The organism is Campylobacter sp. Cr9 (assembly GCF_020138295.1).
Classification (GTDB): Bacteria; Campylobacterota; Campylobacteria; order Campylobacterales; family Campylobacteraceae; genus Campylobacter_E.
Genome location: NZ_JACGBH010000011.1, coordinates 1 through 23,590, shown reverse-complemented (window position 1 = coordinate 23,590; position 23,590 = coordinate 1). Strand labels below are relative to the sequence as shown.

The window sequence follows — 23,590 nt, the reverse complement described above, 5'->3', positions numbered from 1 at the left end:
TATTTTTTTAATCAACTTTTATTACCACCGATTTACTTGCTAAATCTGCTAAATGTCTTCTAGTTTTATTAGTAAATACTAATAAAAACAATACTCCATTAAGAAAAATTTCGCAAATCATAAAAACTAAAGCCCTATTTAAAGATTCAAACAAATTAGGAGAATCTAAATGCTCATAATTTACAATTTTTGTTTTTGTAATAAGATTTCCTAAAGTCGCACCATACATATAAAAAAACAATGAAAGATAAAAAAACTTAATCACAATATACATCTTCATAATCTTTAATAAGAAAATATTAATTTGTTCTATATCTTGATTTTGCATAGCGAATCTAATTTTTTCAATATCATTATCGTTAAAAAAGAATACTATTAAAAAATATATAAGAAGACTGCAAATAATAGTATCAATAAAATGTGCTAAAACTCTTGAATTTAAACTAGCTAATTTTTTATCTTCTTTTTCAAGCTTTTCTAAAATTTCTATATCCATTTAAAAACCCTAAGAAATATCCCCAAACAAGCGTTAAATTTCAAGGTCTTATGAACCTAAAAAATAGTGGAAGAAAAGCATTAAAGGCTGCAATTCACAATTTCTTGCATCACAGACACGGTTGCTTAAACTTAATCACATAAAAAAATCTGTTAGACCGAATATATTAAACCCGCGTTGTCTAGGGTGCTGTAATTTTACACAAAAATCTTAATAAACTTTTACTTTCCTAAGCAAAACTCTGAAAACATAGCATCAAACAATTCATCACTGCCAGTTTTCTTTCCAAAGATTGCTAATTGATTTAAACTTTCATTTAAATAATAAGCACAAATCTCAAGCTCGCTAAAATTATCAATAGCAAAATAAATATTCTCACTTGCCTTATAAAAAGCACTAATTAAGTCAGTATTTGTTAAGACTAATTCATTATCTAATTGAGAATTTAAATAATTTTTTAGATTAATTTCTAACTCTTCAATATCATTATTTAAAGCTGAGATTTTAATAGCGTTTAATGAATTTTTTTGTTCTAAATCGCTTTTATTTTGAACTATAAAATATTTTTTATCACTATTTTTAATATATTCTAATAAAGCTAGTTCATCATCATCACATTCTTTTGAGCCATCAACTAAAAATAAAACAATATCAGCCTTATTTATAGCTTCATAACTTCTTTTAATACCAAGCTCTTCAATAAAATCATCACTTTTTCTAATACCTGCAGTATCTACAAGCTTAATAAAATGTCCGTGATAATTTAAATATTCTTCAATGCTGTCTCTAGTAGTTCCAGCAATATCACTTACAATTGCTCTATTAAATGATAGTAATGCATTTAATAATGAGCTTTTACCTACATTTGGCTTACCTATTATTGCTAAATTAAAGCCTTCTATTAAACCACGCTTTTTCTCACTTCTTACAGCGATATTTTCTAATTCTTTAGCATTTTTTAATAACTTAGCCTTAGCATTATCTAAAATATCTAATGGCAAATCATCATCAGCATAATCAATGGCAGTTTCAAGATAAGCTAATGTTTTTATAAGCTCATCTTGAGTATTCATAATAAGCTCTTTAAATGCTCCATCAATATTTTTTGAAATAATTTTTCTAGCGTTTTCACTTTTTGCTGCTATTAATTCATTTATTAAAAGAGCTTTTTCTAAACTCATTTTATTATTCATACAAGCTCTTTTACTAAACTCACCTGCTCTTGCAAACCTTGCACCTAATTTATTTAAAATCATTAATATATTTTGTGCATTTGTAAAACCGCCATGTATTTGAAACTCAACACAATCTTCTCCAGTAAAAGAAAAAGGAGCTTTAAAATATATAACAATCCCTTCATCTATAAATTCATTTTCATAAAATAATTTAAAAAAATGTGCGTAACGAGGATTGTTTTTTAGTTTATCACTATTTTTATCGCTTAATAAACCTGAAGCTATTTGTAATGCTTGTTCTCCACTAAGCCTAATAATACTAATAGCACCATTTCCACTAGCACTAGCAAGTGCAACGATAGTGCTATTCATTGTTTTTTAAATTCTCCATAAATTGCTATATATCTTCCTTGTGAGCTATCTTTTATCACTATATTTTTATGAGAAAATTCTTTTAATAGTTCTTCATAAACAAGATTTAATAAGCTAGTCTCAAGTGGTCTTGTTTGTGCTTTTCCGATTTCATTTATTTTAGTTTTTACTTCAATTAAATGCTTTTCTAAATTCTCTCTTAATTTTGCTAAAACTCCACAAATCTCAACTCTTGCATGAAGTGTATATTTGATACTAATTAAATGATTGATTATTGTATCTAAAGCTTTATATTTATGAGCATCTTTTCCTATTATGCTTTCATAAGAATTAGTAATAAATTCAACATTTACGCTATTTTCATTAGCTGGAGTAACTTTGATTTCTTTTATATCAAAATAATCATTGCAAAACATATTTTCTAAATCATTTTTGATATTTTCTAAAACACTTGCTTCTATTTTTTTCTTTACTTTTACTTCAATAATCGCATCTTTTTTAAAAAATCCTAAAAAACCAGCCTTTGGCAACTGAATGATTTCATATTCTAATTCTCTAATAGAGCAATTAGTTTCTTTAATTGCTCTATCTATTGCACCTTCTAAAGTTTTATCAATTATTTGCATTCTTTCCTTCTTTTTGTGAAAAAATTCTATTTACAAACCATTGTTGAACTAACGAGAATGTATTATTTACGCACCAATATAATGTAAGTCCTGCAGGAAAATTAATGAAGAATATTACAAATATTAATGGTAAAAATTTCATAATCTTAGCTTGTGTTGGATCTTGTATAGTCATAGGAGTTATAACTTGTTGTAAGAACATAGTTGCACCCATATAAATAGGCAAGATATAGTATGGATCATGAATAGCTAAGTCATTAATCCATAAAGCCCAAGGAGCAGCCTTTAGCTCAATAGCATTTAATAATACTCTATATATTGCAAAAAATATAGGAATTTGAATTAGGATAGGCAAACATCCTCCTAAAGGATTTGCTTTATGCTTTTTATAAAGCTCCATCATATGCATTTGCATTTTTTGTGGATTGCCTTTGTATTTTTCTTGAATTTCTTTAATTTTTGGCGCTAGAACTTTTAATTTTTGCATTGAAACCATACTTTTATAAGTCGGATATGTAAGACAAATTCTAACAACAATTGTAAGAATTACAATAGACCAACCCCAGTTACCTACATGTGAATGTATAAAACTTAAAAAAGCAAACATAGGCTTAGCAATAAATGTAAACCAACCATATTCAACTACATTTGTAAGTTTTTCATTTACTGACTCAAGTATTTTATGCTCTTTTGGCCCTATATAAGCATTAAAAGTTTCGTTGCCACTAGCTACAATATAACCTACTGATAAATCTTTATGATTTTTTAACACAACTTTAAAAGGCTTTTCAAAATTATAAAATGTACTTGTGTAATATCTATCTGAAAAAGCCGCTATAACAGCATCATTTTCTGTTCTTTCATCATTTACTTTTATATCGCCATCTTCATAGTCTGTTTTTGTATCGTCATTTTTATAAATCATAGCCCCATGAACTGTCAAAGTATCTGCTAAAACATTTGGACGCTCGCCTGGAGTTATTACATAATCTCTTAATTTATTATCACTAAAAGAAATATTTACTTGATAAAAACCATCTTCTTTAAATTTAATAGTTTTGCTAACTACAACACCATTAACATCTTTGGTTAATACAAGCTCTTCTTCTTCGCTTAATTTGCTTTTATTTGCACTAAAAGGAATTTTGTTAAACTCTTTATTAAACTCGCTATCATAAAACGCAATCGCTAAAGGATACAAACTAGCATTCTTATCAATTAAATCAATCGCTTCATTTTTGTCGCTTAAAAATCTTTCATCTTTTAAGATAAAATTGCTAATCTCACCATTTTCATTGATTTTTGCATCAAAGTGCTTACCTATAATTTCAGCTATAATTTTTTCATTTTTTGCTACTTCCATACTTTGTAATGGCTTAGCATTAGATATAGGGTTAGCTACACTAATTTCTTCGCTTTGAACTGGTTTTTGTGTTTGGGTTGGTTTTGGGATTAAAAAATCATAACCTATGAAAAATAGCATAGATAACACTATCGCTATTATAAGCCTTTTTTGTTGTGTCATATTATCAAACATAATTGTCCTTTATTTGAATATTACTTTTACTATATAATAAAATTGTTTATCTTTTGGAACAAAAATAGTTTTAAGTTTTTGTATCTTATTTTGATTTGTAAAAATCATTATAGGTTTATTTTTAAGCTTTATAGTAGGATAATCAAACCCACCTACAAATAACTGATTACACCTTAATAATCTTAGAAATGTTAATAAAATAGCTTTAAAAAAATTATTATATTGAAGTTGAATAATTGCGTATTGAGAGCAAGTAGGATAATATCTACAAGATTTAGGCTTTAAAGGACTTAAAAAGTATCTATAAAATTCAACTAACTTAACAGCTAAATATCTATGCATTTCATTCCCTTAAGCACCCTAACCTTTTAAGACTCCACTTAATATTCTTTTCTAATTCAAAATAACTTAAATCACTAAAACCTTTTTTTGCTACAAATATGTAATAACCGCTGTTTAAATTAGGATAATGTTGTAAAAATAGAGCTCTTAATAATCTTTTAGTTCTATTTCTTACAACTGCACATCCTACTTTTTTACTTGCGATTACTGCAAGTTTTTTAACCTCACTAGGCTCATAATAAATCACGCAGTTTTTTGCAAACCACTTTGAGCCGTTTTTATAAAGTCTAGCAAAATCTTTAGAATCATTAATGCTAGAAAAGTCTTTTAGATTGCTAATCTTCTTCTACCTTTAGCGCGTCTTGCGTTGATTACTTTGCGACCATTTTTAGTCTTCATTCTTACACGAAATCCATGAGTTCTCTTACGAGGTGTATTGTGTGGTTGATAAGTTCTTTTTGGCATTTTTCTTCCTTAAATAAAAAAATTAAACGCATATTCTATCACAAATAACTTAATTAATTTTAAGTATTTTTATATAAAATTGATTTTATGGATAAAAAAACATATTTAAATTACTTAAAATTATTCGGATTTTCCTTTTATAACGATGATTTATATATTGATAAAAGTTTTAAGATAAATAATATTAATGATTGTAAATTATGTAATTTATATAAGTTAAAAGAAAATTTTTATAAAAACCAGACAAAAAAAGCAAAAATTTTTATCCTAAGTGATTACAACTTAGGCGAAGATTTTGCAAAAGAACTTGATTTAATACTAAAATCAAATCTAAATTTAAATATAAAAAACATTTATTTTTCAAGTATAGTAAAATGCTCTAACAACTATAAAAAGGATAATTTAGCTAAATGCTATCAGTATTCACTAAACGAAATTATAGAAAGTGAAGCTAGTATTATAATTTTATTAGGAGAAAATTTAAAAAATATACTACAATTAGAAAATTTCAATATTGGAGATATTATTTTTTATACACTTAATGGTAAAAAAATAAAAATTTTGATAAATTACAGCTTTTATTTTATTAAAAAGAATCCAAGCTATGAAATAGAATTTATAAATAACTTAAAAAAATTGAAGGAAGAAGTATGAGAAAACTACTCACTGCTCTATTAATTTGTATGAACTTAATAGCTGCAAAACAAGAATTAGTAAAAATAGACCCAGCTAAAGTTTTTTACATTAATTTTGAAAAAGAAAAATGCTCTGATGAATGCTTAAAAGACTTATTATATAAAGGTCTTTATATTAGTTATATTGCAAGATTTGATTCAAACGATGAAAAATTAAATAATATTTATGCAAAATTACTAAACGGAATAGAATATATTGATTTACCTAAAAAACATCAATTAAATATGATTAAAATCGCAATCGTAATGCCTGAAAAAGTAGTGAAATCTTATTCAAGTAATATAATTTCGCCTGCTCTAGCGTATTTAATCAAGCAAAACGATAATGTTTATATGAAAGTTTATTTTACAGGCGATGAAAGTGATGCTAATTTATTGCCTATTTTAAACGAATTAAAAGATTATTCATTAATTATCACAGGCTTTCAAAAAAACGGCATAAATACTTTAAGCAAAAACATAACAACTATCCCGGTATTTAACCCGTTAGCAAAAAGCAGTGATTTTAATATGGTAGGCTCAAACTTTACTTTCGGAAGTATTGATTATAAAGAACAAGTTGCAAAATTAATCAATTTTTCAAATGGAAAAATAGCAGTATTTAAAGATGAAAGTCCACTTGCAAATAAAATAACTCAAGATATACAAGAGCAAAGCACTTTAGTTTCTCTTAAGACTTTAGAGAAGAAAAATCTTAATGTAAATTCGGTTTTAAACGAAGCTTGGAAACTAAATAATTCTAGTGTATTTTTCAACATTCCTTTGGTTAAAACTACTCTTTTAGCAACACAAATTAGAGCTTTAGGAGTTAGACCTAGCAAATACTTTAGCACACAAATTAACTATCATCCAATGTTTTTAAACCTAAGTCAAGAAAACGAAAAAGCAATGTTTTATTTCGCTAACTCAATCGGAGAAATTGATGAAGAAATAGAATATATAAACGACTTATTAGGACAAAAAATAGCATATAACTGGATAGCGTATTCAACTAGCGTTGGGCTTGATTATTATTACCACGAGCTTTATACAAACAATAAAGAAAGATTATTTAAAGATGATTTTGTAGGAAGTGATTTGCACTTTAATGTAAGAATTATGAACGCAAAACAATCAAAATTCAGCGAACAAAAATAAAGCTAATTCCTATTTCAAATTCTAAAAAAATTTACAGGAATTTGAAATAGGATTTTAAAAAATACTAAAACTTTTAATTTAAATCTTTATTCAATTTACTAAACAAAATTACTTAACTTAAATAAAGCTAATTCCTATTTCAAATTCTAAAAATTACCAAAGGAATTTGAAATAGGATTTTAATCATCTGATAAAGCAACTGCAGGGATTAATTTACTAGCTTGTTTAGCAGGAAAATAGCCAAAAAATAAACCAACTAAAGTGCTACTCAAAAAGCCTAACAAAATAGCCTCACTATCAATTATCATCTTAATCGGTGCATCAAGCAAATTAATACCATAAACAAGCATTAAAGCAATCATCACACCAATACTAGCAGCCACACTACAAAGCACAACCGATTCAATCAAAAATCCCGTGCTAATATACGATGGACTTGCTCCAATTGCTAGCTTTACGCCTATTTCTTTGGTTCGTTCTTTTACAACTACTAGCATTATATTCATAACACCAATTCCACCAACAATCATTGCAATAAATGCTATTCCAAATATCATAAGTCCTAAAGTATTTGTTGTGCTTTCAATGCTTTTTTTAATTGCATCTTGATTAAAGGTTAGGATTGAATTAACACCTTTTTTAATCTCTAAAATCTGCTTTATACTACTATCTGCTAATTCGCTATTTACATCATCATTTAACAACACCACTATTTGTCTTATGTATTTTTTCCCATCAAATTTTGTGCTTATTGTATTGTTTGGCAAATATACTCTAACATCAAAGCCATCTCGCTCTTGCTTATCTTTTTTAAGCACTCCAATTACTCTTAAAGGCTGTCCTTTTAGATAAATTATCTTATCAAGCGGACTTTCTAGTTTAAATAAAGTTTTTGCTAAATTCTCACTAATTACACATACATTTTTTGCATCTTTTTCTTCTTGCTCGGTAAAAAATCTACCTTCTTTCATATCTTTAGCGCTAATTTGCAAGAAATTTGCAAAAACTCCAGTAGCTATAACATCAACTTCGGTTTTTTGATAAGTTACATAAGCGCCACTTAAAGAGCTTTCAACTCCTACTTCTTTTACATAATCAAGTTTTTTAACAAGCTCTAAATCTTGATATGTTAAATCCTTTATCCTACCTGCGTTTCTATCGCCAAACCTTGAACCTTTATGAATAATAATAGTATTTGTTCCAAGTGATTTTATCTCTTCTAAAATATCAGCCTTTGCTCCATTTCCAAGCGATATTGTTGAAATTACTGAAGCGGTTGCGATGATTAGCCCTAGCATTGTTAGAAATGATCTTAATTTATTTGTGATAAGGTTGTTTAATGCAAGCTTTACATTTTGAGAAAAAAAGCTAAAACTAGCAATAATTTTATCCTTTAATTTAGCGTGATTTTCATTATTATCATTTAGCATAGCTTTATTAAAATCTTTGCATTTTTCATCGCTTATTATTTCGCCGTCTTTCATCTTGATTATTCTGCTTGCGTATTTACATAAACTCTCATCGTGTGTTACTAATATTATGCCAACTCCATTATCGTTTAATTCTTTTAGAATTTGCATAAGTTTTAATCCATTCGCACTATCAAGCGCTCCCGTTGGCTCATCTGCTAAAATAAAATTCGCATCATTTATTAAAGCTCTTGCAACACTTACACGCTGTTGCTGACCGCCACTTAAATGAGCTGCTTTTTTGTGAATGTGTTCGCTAAGTTCAAGCTTATCTAATAAAGCCTTAGCTTTATTAATTGCTGCTGCTTTATTTTTCTTAGCATATAATGCTCCCATTATTACATTTTCTAAGACACTTTGTAATGGCATAAGGTTATATCTTTGAAAAATAAAACCTAAATTATCTCTTCTAAAGGCTGATTTTTCTTCGCTATTTAATGAATATAAATCAGTATTATTGAACGAATATTCGCCACTATTTGGCTCATCAATTAAGCCTATCATATTAAGCAAGGTGCTTTTGCCCGAACCACTTTTACCAAGTAATATTACAAATTCACCCTTTTGAATACTAATATTTATATCTTTTAAAACTTGCGTTTTACCATAAAATTTATTTAGATTTTTTATCTTTATCATTAGTAATCACCACTTCATCATCAGCACTTAAACCACTTGTGATTTCTATATTAAAATTATCACTCTTACCTAAGGTAATATAAGCTTGTTTATAACCTATTTCGCTGTTATCTTTAATATTTACATAATAGCCTTTATTGTCTTTATTAATATAATTTATAGGCAAGGTTAAGGCGTTTTTTACTACATCTATTTCTATATTATTTTGAACATCTATTCCGATTTTTAATTCAGGATTGTTATTTACAAAGTATCTTGCATAATAATAAACCGCTCCACTAGAACTTACATTATCAATTACACTTACATCAGCACTATCAATACTATTTATAATAGCTTCTTTGGTGCTTGAGCCTTCACTTAATGGAGTATAAATTACTTTTTGCCCTACTTTTAATAGGTTTAAGTCATTTTGAGATACTTGCATTCTTACTTCTATTTCATCAAGATTTGCAAGTTTTATTAATGTTGGAGAGCTTTGTCTTGAGTTAATAGTCTGTCCTAAACTTGCATATACGCTAATTACCGTTCCATCTATAGGAGCTTTTACTATTGTTTCATCAAGGCTTTCTTGCATTGTAGAAATATTTGCGTTTGTTTGTGTTATTTGAGCTTTTATTGAGCTAAGTTTTGCTTTTGCATTGTAATAGCTAGTCTTTGCACTTAGATAATTTTCCTTTGAGCTTGCACCTTTATTATATAAACTCTCTTGAGTTTTAAGCTTTGTATAAAGCTCGTTTAAATAAACTTCAGCAGCTACTAATTCATCTTTTAGGCTAGTTAATTTGCTCTTTTCTATTGCTAAGTCGTTTTTAGCCTTTTCATCATCTAAAATAGCAATAATATCACCTTTTTTAAGCTTATCTCCTAGCTTTACACGAAAATCTTTAATTTCACCATTTGCAAGAGTTGCTACATTTACTAACGATGGCGCATAAGCTTTACCCACTGCTTCAACCTTAATAGAAAGATCCATAATTTTAGGCTTAATAACTCTAAAATTTTGATTAGCACCACTATCTATATCAATCACAAAACTAAGTATAACAATAATAATTATTACCAAAATTATAAGTATTTTCTTCATCTTATCCCTTGTTTAATCAATTTTTGCTAAAATTATTTTTTAAAATATTTATCAAAAAAGGTTAATAAATGGCAGAAAACGAAGAAGTAGCAGCACCAAAGTCAAAAGGTTCTAGCTTAGTATTAATTTTAGTAACTGTTTTATTATTAGTAGTACTAATTGTTGGTGGATTAGTAATATTTTTACTAATGGGAAGTGGCGATGAAGAAAAGGCTGAAGAAACAAAAACTGAACAAGTAGAGAAAAAACCTGCTAAGAAAAAGGGAGAAGTTACAGCTGATGTAGGAGTTATTTATCCACTTGATGTTTTTACGGTTAATTTAGTAAGTGATAGTGGGACTAAATATTTAAAGTGCAAAATTGAACTAGAGCAAAATATAGAAACTCTAACACCTGAACTTGATAAGAAAATTCCTATTATTAAAGATAAAATAATTGAAACTTTAAGTTCAAAAAGCGTAGAAGAAATAAGCACAGGCAAAGGTAAAGAAAGATTAAAAGAAGAAATAATCAATAAAATCAATGAATTTTTAAATGATGGCTTTATTAAAAACATTTATTTTACTGATTTTGTGATTACTTGATGATTGGCTGCGATGTAGTAAATATTGCTAGGGTTGAGAAAATCCTAGCAAAATCTAACGAAAGATTTTTAAAAAAAATCCTTACTGAAAACGAAATAAAAACCCTAAATCATAATCCAAATTCCATAGCAGGATATTATGCAGCAAAAGAAGCAGCAAGCAAAGCTTTAGGCTGTGGAATTAGCGAAAACTGCACTTTTCATGATATAGAAATATTAAAAAATAAAGAAAATAGACCTAGTATTGTATTTAGTGAAAAAATTTTTAATAAATTTGGAGTAAAATCAGCTCATCTTAGTATAAGTCATGATGCAGGAATTGCAATGGCTGTTGTTATGCTGGAGAAATAGCTTGAAAAATTATATTGAATTATTAAAATATTCTAAGACATTTAAAATTCTTATTTTGGTGCAATTTATCACTTATTTTGGTGCGTGGTTTTCACAAATTGGTGTTTATACTATGCTAATTGAGTTTGATTTTTCTAAGTTTGATTGGCATATTTTTGGTTATGAGATAAATCACGAAAGTATGAAAAAATGGGCTATATCGTTTTCTGCTGTATTTGCGTTCTTGCCTACTATTTTAATGGCACCTATTAGTGGAATAATAATTGATGCTTTTAAATCAAAAAAACTCTTGTTACTTTCAATTATCATTGAATTATTTTCTGTATTTTTCTTAATTTTTATTAAAGATGCTAGTTATATATTTATATTATTTTTACTAATTTTTATAAGACTTGCTGTTGCTAGTCTTTATTTTCAAACCGAAATGAGCTTACTGCCACATATTTTTGATAAAGATAGATTAAAGCTAGCAAATGAATTATTTTCAGTAGTTTGGGCTATATCTTATACTACTGGAATGGCAGTAGCTGGTGTGTTTATTCACTATTTTGGCGTTTATAATGCTTTTTTGCTTGATTGTTTTTTATTTTTAATAGGAATAAGTTTATTAAACTTTATAAAAATTGAAGTAAAAAATGAAAAGTTTTATTTCAAAAACATAACAAAAATGGCTAAAGAAGGGCTTTTTTATATTTTAAATAACAAAAAAATAATGCACTTGATCTTATTACATGCTTTTATAGGATTTACTGCTTATGATGCACTTATTAATTTTTTAGCTGGATATGATTATTTAAATAAAGTTTATTTTTTTAAAGAGATTTTGAGTGCTGGGCTAATAATTGGTCTTAGTAATGCGATTAGAGCTTTATCACTTGTAATAGGTCCTTTGGTCTTAAGTAAGATTGTAAATAATAAAAGATTGTTTTATTTTTTCATTTTACAAGGCTTAGGAATTATTACTTGGGCTTTGCTTCAATTTAATTTCTGGGTATCTTTTATAGGTTTAATTTTTGCAGGATTTTTCACTAGCACGATTTGGTCATTTACATATACAGCTATTCAAAATAACTGCGATAAAGAATATTATGGTAGAGTAATTGCATATGTTGATATGATTTATATGAGTTTTTCATTATTTATAACATTATTAACAGGTTGGCTATTTGATAACAAAATAAGCACATTTTATATTACGATATTAATTGGTTCTTGTTTTATAATAGGTGCTATTTATTGGCAATATTTTATAAGGAAGTTTAAATGCGAAAACTAATTTTAATAGGAGCTAGCACAGGCGGTCCTAGCCAAATAAAATACTTAATACAAGACTTAGAATTAGAAAACACAACAATAGTAATAGCTCAGCATATGCAAGCAAATTTTTTGCCTAGTTATGCAAATCAACTAAACAAAGAATGCGTATCAGAAGTAGCTCTTTTAGAACAAACTTGTTTTTTAGATGATAAAAAAATATATGTATGTCAGTATAACACTGAATTATTTTTTAATCTACGAGTAGGATTTAATGATGGTGTTTTTCCGTTTTGCCCTAATGTGGATTTATTATTTAATAGTGCTGTAAAACTTACTAAAGATTATGAAATATTAGCAATCTTACTTACAGGTATTGGAGATGATGGTGCTAAAGGACTTTATGAGCTATACAAAAAAGGTGCTAAATGTATAGGAGAAAGCGAGAAATCTTGTATAGTTTATGGTATGCCAAAAAGAGCTTATGAGCTTAATAATAGCCTTAAGCAACTAGACATAGAAGACATAAAAAAAGAAATAGTAACATTTATTAAAGGTAGGTAATCATGTTTAGTTTTTTATCAAATAAAAAAGAAATTGAAAATAACCAACAAAAGGCAATTGATTTTAAAGACGATAATTATGATTTTGATATGCTTTTATTAAAGATTAGGCAAGTTTGTGGAATAGATTTAGAAGTTAAAAAAACAACAATAAGACCGAAATTAATAAAATTTTGTATAAACAATGGCTTAGATAATTTTAAAGACCTAACTAACAAAATGGATTTAAATCTACCTATTAGACAAGAATTATTTGATTTAATCACCGTATGCGAAACTTATTTTTATAGAGAATTAAAACAACTTAATGAATTAATCTATATTCTAAGAGCAGAACCTAGCAAAAGAAGGATTTTGTGTGCTCCAAGCTCAAGTGGAGAAGAAGTATATTCAATACTAATGCTAGCAAATGAAGCAGGAATTAATAATATTTCAATATTAGGAATAGATATTAACGCAGAAATTATTCAAAAAGCAAGAGCAAGAACTTATTCAAAACGCTCTTTATATAATCTAAATGATAATTTGATTAAAAAATACTTCACGCAAGAAGGTGAAGAATATGTATTAAAAGGTCAATATTTTACCAATGCTAAATTTGAAGTTGTGAATGTATTTGATAAGAAATTTTTAGAATTAGGTAAATTTGATGTGATACTTTCAAGAAATATGATGATTTATTTTAACGAAGAATATAAATATCGTTTAGTTGATAATTTTGTTAAAAATCTAAATGAAGGCGGAATGTTCTTTGCAGGACATGCTGATTTGGTTCCAAATCATCACGAACTTAAAAAAATCTATGCAAATACCTGCACTTATTATGTAAAAAATTAGGATTAAATTCCTAATTCAAATTCTTTAAAAATTATTAAAATATTTAATGCTTTTAATACACAAAATTATAAGGAGTAAAGATGAAAAAATTAAGTCCGAATTTGTTTGTAACGAGTGTAAATAAATCAATTTCATTTTATGAAAGGCTTGGATTTTGCGTAGAGCAAAAGATAGAAGATGAAAACAGCTTGGTGTGGGCTTCTATGAAAAGCTGTGGTGCTGAAATAATGCTACAAGATATAAATAGCGCTAAAGAAGAGTTTGCGTTCCTTGCTAATGGCGAGTTAAAAGCGACTTTGACCCTTTTTATGCAAACTGATGATTTAGATAAAAATTACAAAGCTATGAAAGAAATAAATGCAAAAATCATAAAAGATACTTATGAGACATTTTACGGCACAAAAGAATTTGTAGTGCAAGATTTTGATGGCTATGTGTGTGTAATCGCACAAAAGCTTGACAAATAGGAGGCTACATGGCAAGTAGTAAAGAGTATTTGGAGTATGTTTTGGAGCTTTTTAAAGAGTTAGATATAAGTTATAAATATATGTTTGGCGAATATACTTTGTATTTTAAAGATAAAATCATAGGTGGGATTTTTGATAATCAATTACTTTTAAAACCCACAAAATCAGTGCTAAATCATATAAAAGAGCCAACGCTAGTTTTACCCTACGATGGGGCAAAAACTAAAATGGTTTTGTTTGATAAAGAAGATAGCGAGCTTTTAAATACAATAGTTTTAGCAATGTATGATGAACTACCAAATCCTAAGAAAAAGCCTAAAAAAGCTTAAATACGAAAATAAATTCCACACTCCAAACAAGCGAAATTTATGGAATTTATTTTCATATTTTTAAATAATTCAAAATATTAATTTCGTTTGTTTATGATTTTAAATATCTTTCAAATGCTTCTTGGTCATAAAGGTATAAAAGATGTATTTTTTTACCTTCAAATATCTCAAACTCCACAAAGCCTTCATTTTGGTTATTTTCAGTATCGCTTGGAAACACAAAAATATTTTTAATGACTTTATATGTTTTCTCATAAGATAGCTGATAGCAAAACTGCTTTATCACATCTCCTACGCCAGGGTTTTGATATACTGTTTTACCATCAAACTTTATATCATAATATTTAGCATCATATATTTCTATAGTATTTTCATCTTTATTTTCAATAATAATATCGGGCTCTAAAGTGTCTTTTTCACACACTATTCCATTTATATACCATTTTGGTTTTTGCTCAATTGGTTTTTTATTACCACCAAAATACACTTTACAAATATCCTCCCACACCATATGAAAACTAGAAGTTCCAACAAACGAAATAAATTCCCCACCCATACCATAATCACTATTTGATAAATATTTTTTCATCATCTTTAAGGTATTTTGCCTATAAGTTACAAACTGTCTAGATAATTCTCGTTCAATTTGCTTAACAATATAGTTTGTATCACCAAAGCAACTAAGCTTTTCATCACTAAGTCTTATATGTTTTAACCCTACTAAGGTCAAAATATCGCCTAGCTTATCGCAAATTTCACTCAACATAGCAGCATGCAGTCTTGTAAAATAATTTCTTTCATTAATTTTTTTATTGATACTAAAAGTATCCAAATAAATAGGAGCATTATTAGAAAAATACACCGATGTATCACTCATAGTTTTATCCCAATGAATTTCATTATCCCCATTTAGATCAAAAAATTGTTTTTTGTGCTCATATAAACCATATGTCGCATAATCTTTAATAAAACTAATCGCAAAAGAAAGTAAATTGAAGTTAAAACATTCATCAAAGCTACCTAAATTTTGAATATGTTTTTTATGCTCATATTTTTTAATAACTTTTATAAGCGTTTTTAATATGCTACGATTATTGTCATTTTGATAATTTTGCAAATATTTTGGATACACAGCAAAACATATATTATCCACCATAACAACACCCACATAAGTAAATGCATATATATTTTTATGGCTAGATTGTTGCAGTTGATTTTGTACAACCAACTTGACCACACCTAAAGCTAAAAGATTTTTAATAATTTCGCTTAGCTTGTCTTTTGATACACCGAACAAACTAAGCAAATCATCAAATGAGTACCTTTTTAACTCTTGTAAATTAATTATCTTCATTATCAGCTTTAATAGGCTCTTCTGTTATTTTTCTATTTAGTTTAAAAAGTTCTAAAACACTCTCATTAAATTTATTACACACTATGGAATAAGACTTAGATTCGCTAAACACATCATCTCTACAAGTTTTTACAACATCTTCATACAAATACATCAAAACTTTATCTTTGATGATTTTGGTGCGTTCATTTATGTCTTTCATGTCTAAAACCGATTTTGATACAAAATAAGGTCCTAAAAGCTTATCTTCTGGGATTTCTGATTCTAAAAGTTTTTCATTTAGCGCTGTTCTAAAATCATCCCACCTTATCTTATATCCATCTCTTGATTTAAAACAATATTCTTTAAATTTTTCATCATTAACCGATGAGTTGATATCCATATATTCAAAGTTCCATCTACGCTTAAATGCAGTATCTAGTGGCATTACACCTTGATCAGCACTATTCATAGTAGCCCAAATATAAAAATTATTAGGGAATGATATTTTTTCATATTCATCGCCAAATTGTATTTTAATATCATCAGAACACCCATCAAGCTCAAGTTTTAAAAACTCTTGCATTTCTTTAGAGGTTGCTACTGAGTATTCGCTGCAACCTTTTTCATTTCTATCTAATAACTGAAACATATCTCCAAATACAGCCGCCACATCAGCTCTATTGATCTCTTCTATAATTAAAAGATAATTTTTACTTGGGTTTTTAAATGCCTTTAAAAGTACTCTTAGCAAGATACCTTCTATGTATTTATAGGTTATGCTTTCTTGAATATTGCCATCTTCATCTTTTTTTATACTTCCATCTTCTAGCTTTAAAATCTTAGGAAAAGGCTTATAAGAACCTACAAAATGGCTATAAAAATAATTTGGATGAAATGTAACTCTTTCGTAATTATCACCAAAATATTCCCCAGCTTCTTTATTTAAAAGATAGCTTTTTCCAGTTCCTGGTGCTCCAAAAAATATTCTTTGGTGTGGTTTTGATATTGGTTTGCTATCATGTAGTTGATCAATTTCATCGGTTACTATCAAAGCATGCCTATCAGGTTGTTTTCCATCTATAAAAAATGTATTTAACACTTCATATTCACGAGAATCTTTAATAATGACTTCTAATAAATAATCATCTTTTGCTTTTTTATAAATTACTATAATATCACCTATTTCTATATCTTTCTTTCCATGTCTTTCATATTCTAATCTAACCAATTGTTTAAATTCTTTGCCAAATCTAGGATCTCTACCATTTTTAGTGTTTATCTCAACTTCAGCTTTGTATCCACTATATTTTCCTTTTATATAAAATTCTTTTTTATTGTTAAAAAAATTATTACAAACATTACTTATAACACTTATTTCTGAAGTTTGATCATGTTTAAACATTCTTCTTAAATATATATTCATTCAATATCCTTACTCCATTGTTTTGCCATAGCCTCTGCCATACCTTGAAAAGTCTTGCTTCTAAGCCTTCTTCTTTCATCTTCACTTTTTGCCTTAGTAAAAGCATCGGAATACCATTTAGCTATCTTTTTTCCACTGCTTAATTCTATAAATTCACCCTTTTCAACCATATTTGTTGGCTCTAGTAAAGATAAATTTTTAAGCCATAAACAAGTAGCCTTAGATGCCTTATCTCCAAAAAAATACGGATGAACTATTTGGCTAGGTTTTTTATATTCACTACTCATAATACCTATTGGGTTTTCTACAGCTATATGTTTAATGTTAGCATTTGCTAATTTTAAAAAAAACTCAATAGCGTCTTTTCTATCTTTTGCTCTATTTGGATACTTTGGATGTGGTCTTCTTTCTTCTAATGGTAAATCTTTATCATCTGGGTGATAATACCATCTAGCACCACTAACAGCCAAATAAGTACAAGGTGGGTGAGCTATCATCAAATCCCACTCTCCATCTATATAATGCGTTTTTCCATTTTCTAATACCCCACCCTTATTTTCAATAATTTTAAAAATATCTTCTTTAAAATGCCATTCTGGATGTCCGCCACTGCTTTCTTGAATATCACAACTAAAAGCATTAAAGCCAAGTTTTCTAAACTCTTTACATACTGTTTGACTTTCTTCACAAGCTATTAAAATATTTTTAATAGGTTTTTTATAAAACACATCATAAACAGCTTGAGCAATGTTTTTAGATAAATTAACAGGTACAGCATTTCCTATCATTTTAAAACAATAAGACTCAGAGCCGCTAAAAGGATAATCAATAGGAAAATCTTGCAATAACGCAGCCTCTAAAACAGTAATAGATCTTAATTGGTTTATATCAGGGTGAATAAACATCAAACCATCTTTTTGCAAATGTGAAACAATAGTAGGTGACGGCTTGTCCCAATATAAGTTTCTATATTTAATATGTTTAGTTTTTTTACCTGTCTTTTCATAATAAAATTGTATTTTTTCATCTGTGCTAAAACTGTTCATATCATTTTTTAGCCATTCTTTAAATATCTCAATATCTCGTTGGTTATGGTACCTAGCATTATGCAGATTAATATATTTTTTGCCTACCAACTCATGAGAAATATTTTTATTACCTTGTTTATAGCTTTTTTTTAATGGTTTAAATTTTGGTAGATTTTTAATAACATCTATAACATTTTTTTTATCATTACTTTTATAAGTTTCTAATAATTCATAAAATTTATCAATCTTGTTAGAATGTTCTTGCAATACGCCAAAAATAATAACCCTTTTTCTATCTTGTGCAACACCAAAATCATGAGGGTTAAATATAGATTTTTTTAAACCATCTAAATCCCTAATTTTATATCCTATTTTTTCAAAAGCAGAAATTATTTCATAAATTATTAACTCACCTTTTGGTTTAGCACTTAACATACCAGGGACATTTTCAAAAACAAAACACTTTGGTTTATAGTAATCAACAATTTTTACAAAACTTTCAAAAAGGTAATTCCTATAATCACCTTTCATAGAATTTTTATCTTGAGCTCTTCCTACTAATGAGTATGCTTGACAAGGAGGACCACCGATAATAATATCAACTTTTTTATCGCCTAAGATACCATTTAGCCCTTTTTGTATAACTTTGCTAGAGTTAGTTTTCCCATAAAAATCAAGCAAATCACTAGACCAATCTCCATGAATCAGTTCTTCAGTTTTTTGTATATCAAAATGAATAACAGTTTCTAGAGCATGTTTTTCAGAATATTTATGTCTTTTTACTAAATTATTTCTCAATGTTTGCACCATTGGCAATTCCCATTCAACATGGGCTAAAAATAAAAAATGATTTGTTTTTAAAAACCCTTCTGAAAAACCACCACATCCTGAAAATAAATCTATCACATTTAATTTTTTATCCATATTACTACAATACACCATAAAAGTTATATCTAAACCATTTATTGTATCAATTACTACTTAAATTTTATAAACAAACGAAAATTATATCTAAAAAACTCTTATCGCTTATTCTTAAGATAGATGGATAGTGAGTAATGTTTAACTGTAGGATTTAAATATCTAGCCCATTTTTTGCTTTTAAATTCTTAACATAAAAACACTTAGGATTTTATATTTTAATTCTTGCAGACCTACTTGCAAAATAACTCAAAATCAAAATTTAAAATCTAAATTTCACTTATTTTGTCTAAATACAAACAAACGAAATTTACAAAAGTTAAAACCTTAAGCCCTTTTCATATACAATAAAGGATAAGGATTTCCTTGTTCATTTAAATCACTTCTTTTATAAATTACAAAACCCATATGCTCATAAAAAGCCCTTGCTAAAGGGTTTTGCTCATTTACGCATGATTCATTTATAAAATAATGCCTAATCCCATAATCAAGCAATTTTTTGCCATATCCTTTACCTATCATATCACTAGCAAATGTTCCACTTCACACAACGCTTGTAGGACATATGTTTTAATGTTTTTAATTTCTTTTTGTTACAAAAATCATGAGTTGATTTTACTGAATTTTCCCAGATTTTTACAAGTTGTTTTGTAAGCAAATCATTTTTGTCATTTATCTTAACAATATTCATTTTATACTTCTTATCTTACTTGCTATATTTTAGTGATTTTTTAAGTTCGTTTAAAAAAATTGTTGCGGGTTTTGATAATTTATCGTTTTTATAAATTAGTTTTAGATTTGAGCTAACCTTTGGTTTTAGCGGTATAAAACACATTTGCTCATCATTAATTAGATTATTTATACACAAAGCATAGCCTAAACCCTGCTTTACAAACATAGCCGCATTAAAAAGCAAATCATAAGTCGCTACCACATTTAACCTATCTTTGTTTTGTCTTAAAATATCTGGTAATTCTTGCGTAAAGCCTTGCCTTGAGATAATTAGCGGTATATTAAATAAATCCCAAGCCTCTATAAAATCACACTTTGAAAGCTTTGAGCTCTTTTTTGCCAAAATCCCCCAATCATCGCTATGTTTTAAATCTACAAAACTAAAATCATCTACATTAAAATCTTGAATTATCACAGCAAAATCAATCAAAGAATTGTTTAATTTTTCTAAAACGCTTTCATAATTTCCACTAAAAAGATGAAATTTTATATTGTGTTTTTGTAGTTTTTTAGCTACTTTTGCTATCTTGCTAATGCCTATTGTTTCAGCACATCCTATATAAACATCGCCACCATTAAAGGCTTTTAGGCTCTCAAACTCTTTTTTGGTCTTATCAAACAAATCCAAAATATCACAAGCTCTTTTGTATAAAATCTCGCCTTCTTTTGTAAGCACGATATTATAATTTGTCCTTACAAAAAGCTTATATCCTAATTCAAATTCCAGATCCTTTAGCTGTCTTGAAAGCGTTGGCTGGGTTAGGTTTAGCTCATTTGCAGCTTTGCTAATGCTGTTTTTTCTAGCAGATTCAACGAAATATTTAAGCACTTTAATATCCATAAAAAACCCTTAGATATAAATTATTTTTATAACTAATTATACTTTATAAGTATTTGCTATTTCTAAAAATTAAAAGTAAAATCACAAAAGCATTTTAAAGGAGAAAAAAATGATAAATAATTTTATATTTCATAACCCTACCAAAATATATTTTGGCGATGAAGTAAAGGCAAATTTATCTTTAGAGCTTGCAAACTATGGTAAAAATGTGGTTTTAGTTTATGGCTGTGGCTCGGTAGTTAAAAACGGCATTTTTGATGAAGTAAATGAAGTTTTAAAAAAACTAGATAAAAACATAGCTTATATTGATAATGTTATGCCAAATCCAACTTTAAAAAAGCTTGAAGAGGGAGTAAAGATAGCTAGGGCTTTTAAGGCTGATTTTATACTTGCTTTAGGTGGTGGCTCGGTGTGTGATTATTCTAAGGCTTTGGCTGCTAGTATAAATTATGATGGGGATTTTTGGCAAGAGTATTTTATAAATCAATCTGAGCCAAAATGCGATGTAGTGCCGCTTGGCTGTGTGCTTACTATGTGTGGGACTGGCTCTGAGATGAATGGTGGAAGCGTTATTACAAACGAGCAAACTCATCAAAAAATAGGCAAAGTTTTTCAAGATAGAAGAGTTTTTCCAAAGTTTTCAATCATCAATCCAAAATATACGCTAACCCTTAGTAAATACCAAATGGTAAATGGAATTTATGATGCGTTTAATCATATTTGCGAGCAGTATTTTTCTGATGATTTTGATAATGTGAGTGATTATGTAGCTGAAGGGCTTATGCGTTCAATCATCGTTGCTAGCAAAAAAGCTATCAAAAATCCAAATGATTATGAAGCAAGAAGCAACATAGCATGGGCTAGCACTTTAGCACTAAATACTTTAATTCATTGTGCTAAAAGCGGGGATTGGATGGTGCATATGATAGGTCAAGCAATAGGCGGCGTAACAAACGCAACGCATGGAGAAAGCCTAAGTGCTATAAGCCTTGCTTATTATGAATATATATTGCCTTATAATGTTTCAAAGTTTAAAAGATTTGCCATAAATGTCTGGGGCGTAAGCGATGATGAAGATGATTTAAAGGTCGCTTTAAATGGGCTAAAAGCTATGCGTGAGTGGATGTGTGAGCTAGGACTTAGTATAAACTTAAAGGGTATTTTAGATGAGAGTTTGATAGATGAAGTGGTGAAAAATACCTTTATTTTAAATGGTGGATATAAGGAATTAGATGCAAATGAGATTGCTTTTGTGCTTAAAAACAGCTTGTAGAAGTGTGGTTTTGATAGGAATTTGGTTTATGTTTAGTGGTTTTGTTTATGTAAAGATAAATGATGTGGAGCTAAAAATCAAGCTTGAGCAAAACTCATCTGCAAGGGCTTTTTATGATTTGGTAAAAAGTGGCGATGAAAAAATAATCATGAGTGATTATGGTGGGTTTGAAAAGGTGGGAAAGCTTAGTCAGAAACTTCCCACAAACGATAAGTTTTTTAAGGCTAAAGCACTTGATGTGATTTTATATAATGCTAATTATTTGGTGATTTATTATGATGATAATTCATGGAGCTTTACTAAGCTTGGCAAGATTATCAATATAAGCGAAGATGAACTTAAAAAGCTTTTAGGAAAAGGCGAAATAAACGCAAGGTTTTATGTAAAGGAAGATAAATGAAATACATTCAAGCAAACTCAAGTGAGCATAAACTAATGCACGAACAAGCACAAACCGCACTAAAAATCATAGCTAAAATCAACTCAAAATATCACGAACCAAAGGAGCTAAACAAGCTTTTTTCTAAGCTTATTTGCAAGAATGTAGATGAAAGCTTTGTGTTGTTTCCGCCTTTTTATACAGATTGTGGCAAAAATATCACAATAGGCAAAAATGTTTTCATAAATAGCGGGTGTAAATTTCAAGACCAAGGCGGGATATTTATAGGAAATAATGTCTTAATAGGTCATAATGTTGTGATTGCTACCATAAATCACGAGCAAGAGCCCAAAAATCGTGCAAATATGATACTAAAAAGCGTAGTGATAGAAGATGATGTGTGGAAATGCAACCATACTTCAAGGCGTAAAAGTAGGCAAAGGCTCTATAATAGCTGCTGGTTCGGTTGTAACAAAAGATGTAGAAGAGTTTAGCGTGGTAGCAGGAGTGCCTGCAAAATGTATCAAAAAGATAAAAGAATTTGAATTCGGAAATTGATTTTAATAATTTTAAGTTTAGAGTCTATTGCTAGACCCTAAGTTAATTAAGAGTGATGATTAATTTTGTTAAATTCATCAATTTGTGTAAGCTCTTTAGAAGCTACATCGTATGCGCTTAGGCTAATATTAATATAACCTTCTTGCACTTTACCAGCTTGGCTGATTGTTTCATTAAAGATATCTTTTTGTGTATCTAGGATATCATCAACTTTAACTTCATTTTCTGCATTTTTATTAGCTTCATTTTTAATCTCAGGAATATTAAGACCTTCATCAGCACTTAAAATACCCTTATCAAATTCTATAAAGCTATTTTGTTTTACTACATTAAATGAGTGGCTTACAGCTGGCTCTCCTACTGGCTTGCATTCAACACTTTCATAAATTTCATAGTGATATGAATTACCAGCTTCTCCACCAAGTGATATATCAAACTCACCGCTTTGTGGAACTTTAAATTGAGTATAAACTTTTTCTCCTGTGGTGTCGTTAATTAGATAAACTAAAACATCCATTCCAGGAGTTGCACTTCCTTTTATAGCTGGAGCATGCTCTGTATCATAGCCATTTATTTTTTCTAATGGACTTAGATTATTGAATTGATAGTATATATTCTCATCAATTGTTATGCTATGAGCTTGTCCATCATTGTGTGTATCGTTATATGAAGGTA

At 28.4% G+C, this 23,590-nt stretch carries 28 protein-coding genes and 1 pseudogene; 12 read left to right on the top strand and 17 right to left on the bottom strand.

Going from position 1 to position 23,590, the window contains the following annotated elements; all coding sequences use genetic code 11:
* Positions 1–7: 7 nt before the first annotated feature.
* The 7 genes from AVANS14531_RS06480 to rpmH form a co-directional block, all read right to left on the bottom strand.
* A complete protein-coding gene (locus tag AVANS14531_RS06480) occupies positions 8–496 on the bottom strand; it encodes an RDD family protein (protein WP_336611758.1) in 489 nt (162 codons plus the stop codon).
* Between the two features lie 221 nt (positions 497–717).
* Positions 718–2,043, bottom strand: a complete 1,326-nt coding sequence (gene mnmE / locus AVANS14531_RS06475; protein ID WP_336611757.1) for a tRNA uridine-5-carboxymethylaminomethyl(34) synthesis GTPase MnmE — start codon at positions 2,041–2,043, stop codon at positions 718–720.
* On the bottom strand, positions 2,040–2,669 hold the full coding sequence (locus AVANS14531_RS06470; RefSeq protein WP_336611756.1) for a Jag N-terminal domain-containing protein: 630 nt from the start codon (positions 2,667–2,669) through the stop codon (positions 2,040–2,042). The genes mnmE and AVANS14531_RS06470 overlap by 4 nt, the downstream gene beginning before the upstream one ends.
* Positions 2,656–4,206 carry a membrane protein insertase YidC gene (gene yidC / locus AVANS14531_RS06465; RefSeq protein ID WP_336611755.1) on the bottom strand — a complete coding sequence of 517 codons (1,551 nt, stop codon included), beginning with the start codon at positions 4,204–4,206 and terminating at the stop codon, positions 2,656–2,658. The genes AVANS14531_RS06470 and yidC overlap by 14 nt, the downstream gene beginning before the upstream one ends.
* 9 nt (positions 4,207–4,215) lie before the next feature.
* Complete coding sequence (gene yidD / locus AVANS14531_RS06460) at positions 4,216–4,548, bottom strand: membrane protein insertion efficiency factor YidD (RefSeq protein ID WP_336611754.1); 333 nt, start codon at positions 4,546–4,548, stop codon at positions 4,216–4,218.
* Position 4,549: 1 nt separating this feature from the next.
* Positions 4,550–4,861, bottom strand: coding sequence for a ribonuclease P protein component (rnpA, locus tag AVANS14531_RS06455; RefSeq protein WP_239818528.1), 312 nt, complete (start codon positions 4,859–4,861; stop codon positions 4,550–4,552).
* A gap of 14 nt (positions 4,862–4,875) precedes the next feature.
* Positions 4,876–5,013, bottom strand: coding sequence for a 50S ribosomal protein L34 (gene rpmH, locus AVANS14531_RS06450; RefSeq protein WP_214116499.1), 138 nt, complete (start codon positions 5,011–5,013; stop codon positions 4,876–4,878).
* A gap of 87 nt (positions 5,014–5,100) precedes the next feature.
* Here rpmH and AVANS14531_RS06445 point away from each other — a divergent pair, with 87 nt between their 5' ends.
* Both AVANS14531_RS06445 and AVANS14531_RS06440 read left to right on the top strand, forming a co-directional pair.
* Positions 5,101–5,667, top strand: a complete 567-nt coding sequence (locus tag AVANS14531_RS06445; RefSeq protein ID WP_336611753.1) for a hypothetical protein — start codon at positions 5,101–5,103, stop codon at positions 5,665–5,667.
* Complete coding sequence (locus tag AVANS14531_RS06440; RefSeq protein ID WP_336611752.1) at positions 5,664–6,845, top strand: hypothetical protein; 1,182 nt, start codon at positions 5,664–5,666, stop codon at positions 6,843–6,845. The genes AVANS14531_RS06445 and AVANS14531_RS06440 overlap by 4 nt, the downstream gene beginning before the upstream one ends.
* A 179-nt stretch (positions 6,846–7,024) precedes the next feature.
* Here AVANS14531_RS06440 and AVANS14531_RS06435 read toward each other — a convergent pair whose 3' ends face one another.
* Both AVANS14531_RS06435 and AVANS14531_RS06430 read right to left on the bottom strand, forming a co-directional pair.
* Entirely contained in the window at positions 7,025–8,953 is a 1,929-nt protein-coding gene (locus AVANS14531_RS06435; RefSeq protein ID WP_336611751.1) for an ABC transporter permease, read from the bottom strand.
* Positions 8,928–10,040 (bottom strand): efflux RND transporter periplasmic adaptor subunit, encoded by a 1,113-nt coding sequence (locus AVANS14531_RS06430; protein WP_336611750.1) that lies wholly within the window; start codon positions 10,038–10,040, stop codon positions 8,928–8,930. The genes AVANS14531_RS06435 and AVANS14531_RS06430 overlap by 26 nt, the downstream gene beginning before the upstream one ends.
* Positions 10,041–10,108: 68 nt before the next feature.
* Between AVANS14531_RS06430 and fliL the strand changes: the two genes are divergently transcribed.
* The 7 genes from fliL (at position 10,109) to AVANS14531_RS06395 (ending at position 14,424) form a co-directional block, all read left to right on the top strand.
* Complete coding sequence (gene fliL, locus AVANS14531_RS06425; RefSeq protein ID WP_239818179.1) at positions 10,109–10,624, top strand: flagellar basal body-associated protein FliL; 516 nt, start codon at positions 10,109–10,111, stop codon at positions 10,622–10,624.
* Positions 10,624–10,974, top strand: a complete 351-nt coding sequence (acpS, locus tag AVANS14531_RS06420) for a holo-ACP synthase (RefSeq protein WP_336611749.1) — start codon at positions 10,624–10,626, stop codon at positions 10,972–10,974. Before fliL ends, acpS begins: the two co-directional genes overlap by 1 nt.
* Position 10,975: 1 nt before the next feature.
* Entirely contained in the window at positions 10,976–12,250 is a 1,275-nt protein-coding gene (locus AVANS14531_RS06415; protein WP_336611748.1) for an MFS transporter, read from the top strand.
* A complete protein-coding gene (locus AVANS14531_RS06410) occupies positions 12,238–12,792 on the top strand; it encodes a CheB methylesterase domain-containing protein (RefSeq protein WP_239818176.1) in 555 nt (184 codons plus the stop codon). The genes AVANS14531_RS06415 and AVANS14531_RS06410 overlap by 13 nt, the downstream gene beginning before the upstream one ends.
* A 2-nt stretch (positions 12,793–12,794) precedes the next feature.
* Complete coding sequence (locus AVANS14531_RS06405; protein ID WP_239818175.1) at positions 12,795–13,628, top strand: CheR family methyltransferase; 834 nt, start codon at positions 12,795–12,797, stop codon at positions 13,626–13,628.
* 80 nt (positions 13,629–13,708) lie between these two features.
* Positions 13,709–14,095: a VOC family protein gene (locus tag AVANS14531_RS06400; protein WP_336611747.1), complete on the top strand. Its 387-nt coding sequence runs from the start codon at positions 13,709–13,711 to the stop codon at positions 14,093–14,095.
* 8 nt (positions 14,096–14,103) lie between these two features.
* Entirely contained in the window at positions 14,104–14,424 is a 321-nt protein-coding gene (locus tag AVANS14531_RS06395) for a TfoX/Sxy family protein (RefSeq protein WP_336611746.1), read from the top strand.
* Positions 14,425–14,515: 91 nt separating this feature from the next.
* On the opposite strand, the gene AVANS14531_RS06390 is transcribed toward AVANS14531_RS06395, so the two are convergent.
* The 7 genes and pseudogenes from AVANS14531_RS06390 to AVANS14531_RS06360 all read right to left on the bottom strand — a co-directional run bounded on the left by AVANS14531_RS06390 (position 14,516) and on the right by AVANS14531_RS06360 (position 20,705).
* Complete coding sequence (locus AVANS14531_RS06390; RefSeq protein WP_336611745.1) at positions 14,516–15,778, bottom strand: LlaJI family restriction endonuclease; 1,263 nt, start codon at positions 15,776–15,778, stop codon at positions 14,516–14,518.
* Positions 15,765–17,183, bottom strand: a complete 1,419-nt coding sequence (locus tag AVANS14531_RS06385) for an McrB family protein (protein ID WP_336611744.1) — start codon at positions 17,181–17,183, stop codon at positions 15,765–15,767. Before AVANS14531_RS06385 ends, AVANS14531_RS06390 begins: the two co-directional genes overlap by 14 nt.
* On the bottom strand, positions 17,180–17,911 hold the full coding sequence (locus AVANS14531_RS06380) for a hypothetical protein (RefSeq protein ID WP_442862405.1): 732 nt from the start codon (positions 17,909–17,911) through the stop codon (positions 17,180–17,182). Before AVANS14531_RS06380 ends, AVANS14531_RS06385 begins: the two co-directional genes overlap by 4 nt.
* An 18-nt stretch (positions 17,912–17,929) precedes the next feature.
* Positions 17,930–19,135, bottom strand: a pseudogene (locus AVANS14531_RS06375) (DNA cytosine methyltransferase); the annotation flags it as partial.
* Positions 19,136–19,459: 324 nt separating this feature from the next.
* Positions 19,460–19,654, bottom strand: a complete 195-nt coding sequence (locus tag AVANS14531_RS06370) for a GNAT family N-acetyltransferase (RefSeq protein ID WP_336611743.1) — start codon at positions 19,652–19,654, stop codon at positions 19,460–19,462.
* Between the two features lie 4 nt (positions 19,655–19,658).
* A complete protein-coding gene (locus AVANS14531_RS06365) occupies positions 19,659–19,823 on the bottom strand; it encodes a hypothetical protein (RefSeq protein WP_336611742.1) in 165 nt (54 codons plus the stop codon).
* 15 nt (positions 19,824–19,838) lie between these two features.
* Complete coding sequence (locus tag AVANS14531_RS06360) at positions 19,839–20,705, bottom strand: LysR family transcriptional regulator (protein WP_336611741.1); 867 nt, start codon at positions 20,703–20,705, stop codon at positions 19,839–19,841.
* Positions 20,706–20,814: 109 nt separating this feature from the next.
* Between AVANS14531_RS06360 and AVANS14531_RS06355 the strand changes: the two genes are divergently transcribed.
* From AVANS14531_RS06355 to AVANS14531_RS06345, 3 genes are read left to right on the top strand one after another with little or no spacing between them, the layout of a single operon-like run.
* Entirely contained in the window at positions 20,815–21,978 is a 1,164-nt protein-coding gene (locus tag AVANS14531_RS06355; RefSeq protein WP_336611740.1) for an iron-containing alcohol dehydrogenase, read from the top strand.
* Positions 21,944–22,378, top strand: a complete 435-nt coding sequence (locus AVANS14531_RS06350; RefSeq protein WP_336611739.1) for a cyclophilin-like fold protein — start codon at positions 21,944–21,946, stop codon at positions 22,376–22,378. Before AVANS14531_RS06355 ends, AVANS14531_RS06350 begins: the two co-directional genes overlap by 35 nt.
* Entirely contained in the window at positions 22,375–22,851 is a 477-nt protein-coding gene (locus tag AVANS14531_RS06345) for a hypothetical protein (RefSeq protein WP_336611738.1), read from the top strand. Before AVANS14531_RS06350 ends, AVANS14531_RS06345 begins: the two co-directional genes overlap by 4 nt.
* Positions 22,852–22,961: 110 nt before the next feature.
* Here AVANS14531_RS06345 and AVANS14531_RS06340 read toward each other — a convergent pair.
* Positions 22,962–23,590: hypothetical protein (locus tag AVANS14531_RS06340; protein ID WP_336611737.1), on the bottom strand; the 629-nt coding region annotated here is incomplete at its 5' end.

Bases quoted from the DNA above. Each gene is read 5' to 3' on its own strand.
- mnmE (WP_336611757.1), bottom strand. From the start codon at position 2,043: ATGAATAGCACTATCGTTGCACTTGCTAGTGCTAGTGGAAATGGTGCT.
- AVANS14531_RS06430 (WP_336611750.1), bottom strand. From the start codon at position 10,040: ATGAAGAAAATACTTATAATTTTGGTAATAATTATTATTGTTATACTT.
- rpmH (WP_214116499.1), bottom strand. From the start codon at position 5,013: ATGCCAAAAAGAACTTATCAACCACACAATACACCTCGTAAGAGAACT.
- yidD (WP_336611754.1), bottom strand. From the start codon at position 4,548: ATGCATAGATATTTAGCTGTTAAGTTAGTTGAATTTTATAGATACTTT.
- AVANS14531_RS06435 (WP_336611751.1), bottom strand. From the start codon at position 8,953: ATGATAAAGATAAAAAATCTAAATAAATTTTATGGTAAAACGCAAGTT.
- AVANS14531_RS06480 (WP_336611758.1), bottom strand. From the start codon at position 496: ATGGATATAGAAATTTTAGAAAAGCTTGAAAAAGAAGATAAAAAATTA.
- AVANS14531_RS06385 (WP_336611744.1), bottom strand. From the start codon at position 17,183: ATGAATATATATTTAAGAAGAATGTTTAAACATGATCAAACTTCAGAA.
- AVANS14531_RS06370 (WP_336611743.1), bottom strand. From the start codon at position 19,654: ATGATAGGTAAAGGATATGGCAAAAAATTGCTTGATTATGGGATTAGG.
- AVANS14531_RS06440 (WP_336611752.1), top strand. From the start codon at position 5,664: ATGAGAAAACTACTCACTGCTCTATTAATTTGTATGAACTTAATAGCT.
- AVANS14531_RS06445 (WP_336611753.1), top strand. From the start codon at position 5,101: ATGGATAAAAAAACATATTTAAATTACTTAAAATTATTCGGATTTTCC.
- AVANS14531_RS06350 (WP_336611739.1), top strand. From the start codon at position 21,944: ATGAGATTGCTTTTGTGCTTAAAAACAGCTTGTAGAAGTGTGGTTTTG.
- fliL (WP_239818179.1), top strand. From the start codon at position 10,109: ATGGCAGAAAACGAAGAAGTAGCAGCACCAAAGTCAAAAGGTTCTAGC.
- AVANS14531_RS06395 (WP_336611746.1), top strand. From the start codon at position 14,104: ATGGCAAGTAGTAAAGAGTATTTGGAGTATGTTTTGGAGCTTTTTAAA.
- AVANS14531_RS06360 (WP_336611741.1), bottom strand. From the start codon at position 20,705: ATGGATATTAAAGTGCTTAAATATTTCGTTGAATCTGCTAGAAAAAAC.
- acpS (WP_336611749.1), top strand. From the start codon at position 10,624: ATGATTGGCTGCGATGTAGTAAATATTGCTAGGGTTGAGAAAATCCTA.
- yidC (WP_336611755.1), bottom strand. From the start codon at position 4,206: ATGTTTGATAATATGACACAACAAAAAAGGCTTATAATAGCGATAGTG.
- AVANS14531_RS06470 (WP_336611756.1), bottom strand. From the start codon at position 2,669: ATGCAAATAATTGATAAAACTTTAGAAGGTGCAATAGATAGAGCAATT.
- AVANS14531_RS06365 (WP_336611742.1), bottom strand. From the start codon at position 19,823: ATGAATATTGTTAAGATAAATGACAAAAATGATTTGCTTACAAAACAA.
- AVANS14531_RS06410 (WP_239818176.1), top strand. From the start codon at position 12,238: ATGCGAAAACTAATTTTAATAGGAGCTAGCACAGGCGGTCCTAGCCAA.
- AVANS14531_RS06405 (WP_239818175.1), top strand. From the start codon at position 12,795: ATGTTTAGTTTTTTATCAAATAAAAAAGAAATTGAAAATAACCAACAA.
- AVANS14531_RS06390 (WP_336611745.1), bottom strand. From the start codon at position 15,778: ATGAAGATAATTAATTTACAAGAGTTAAAAAGGTACTCATTTGATGAT.
- AVANS14531_RS06345 (WP_336611738.1), top strand. From the start codon at position 22,375: ATGAAATACATTCAAGCAAACTCAAGTGAGCATAAACTAATGCACGAA.
- AVANS14531_RS06355 (WP_336611740.1), top strand. From the start codon at position 20,815: ATGATAAATAATTTTATATTTCATAACCCTACCAAAATATATTTTGGC.
- AVANS14531_RS06400 (WP_336611747.1), top strand. From the start codon at position 13,709: ATGAAAAAATTAAGTCCGAATTTGTTTGTAACGAGTGTAAATAAATCA.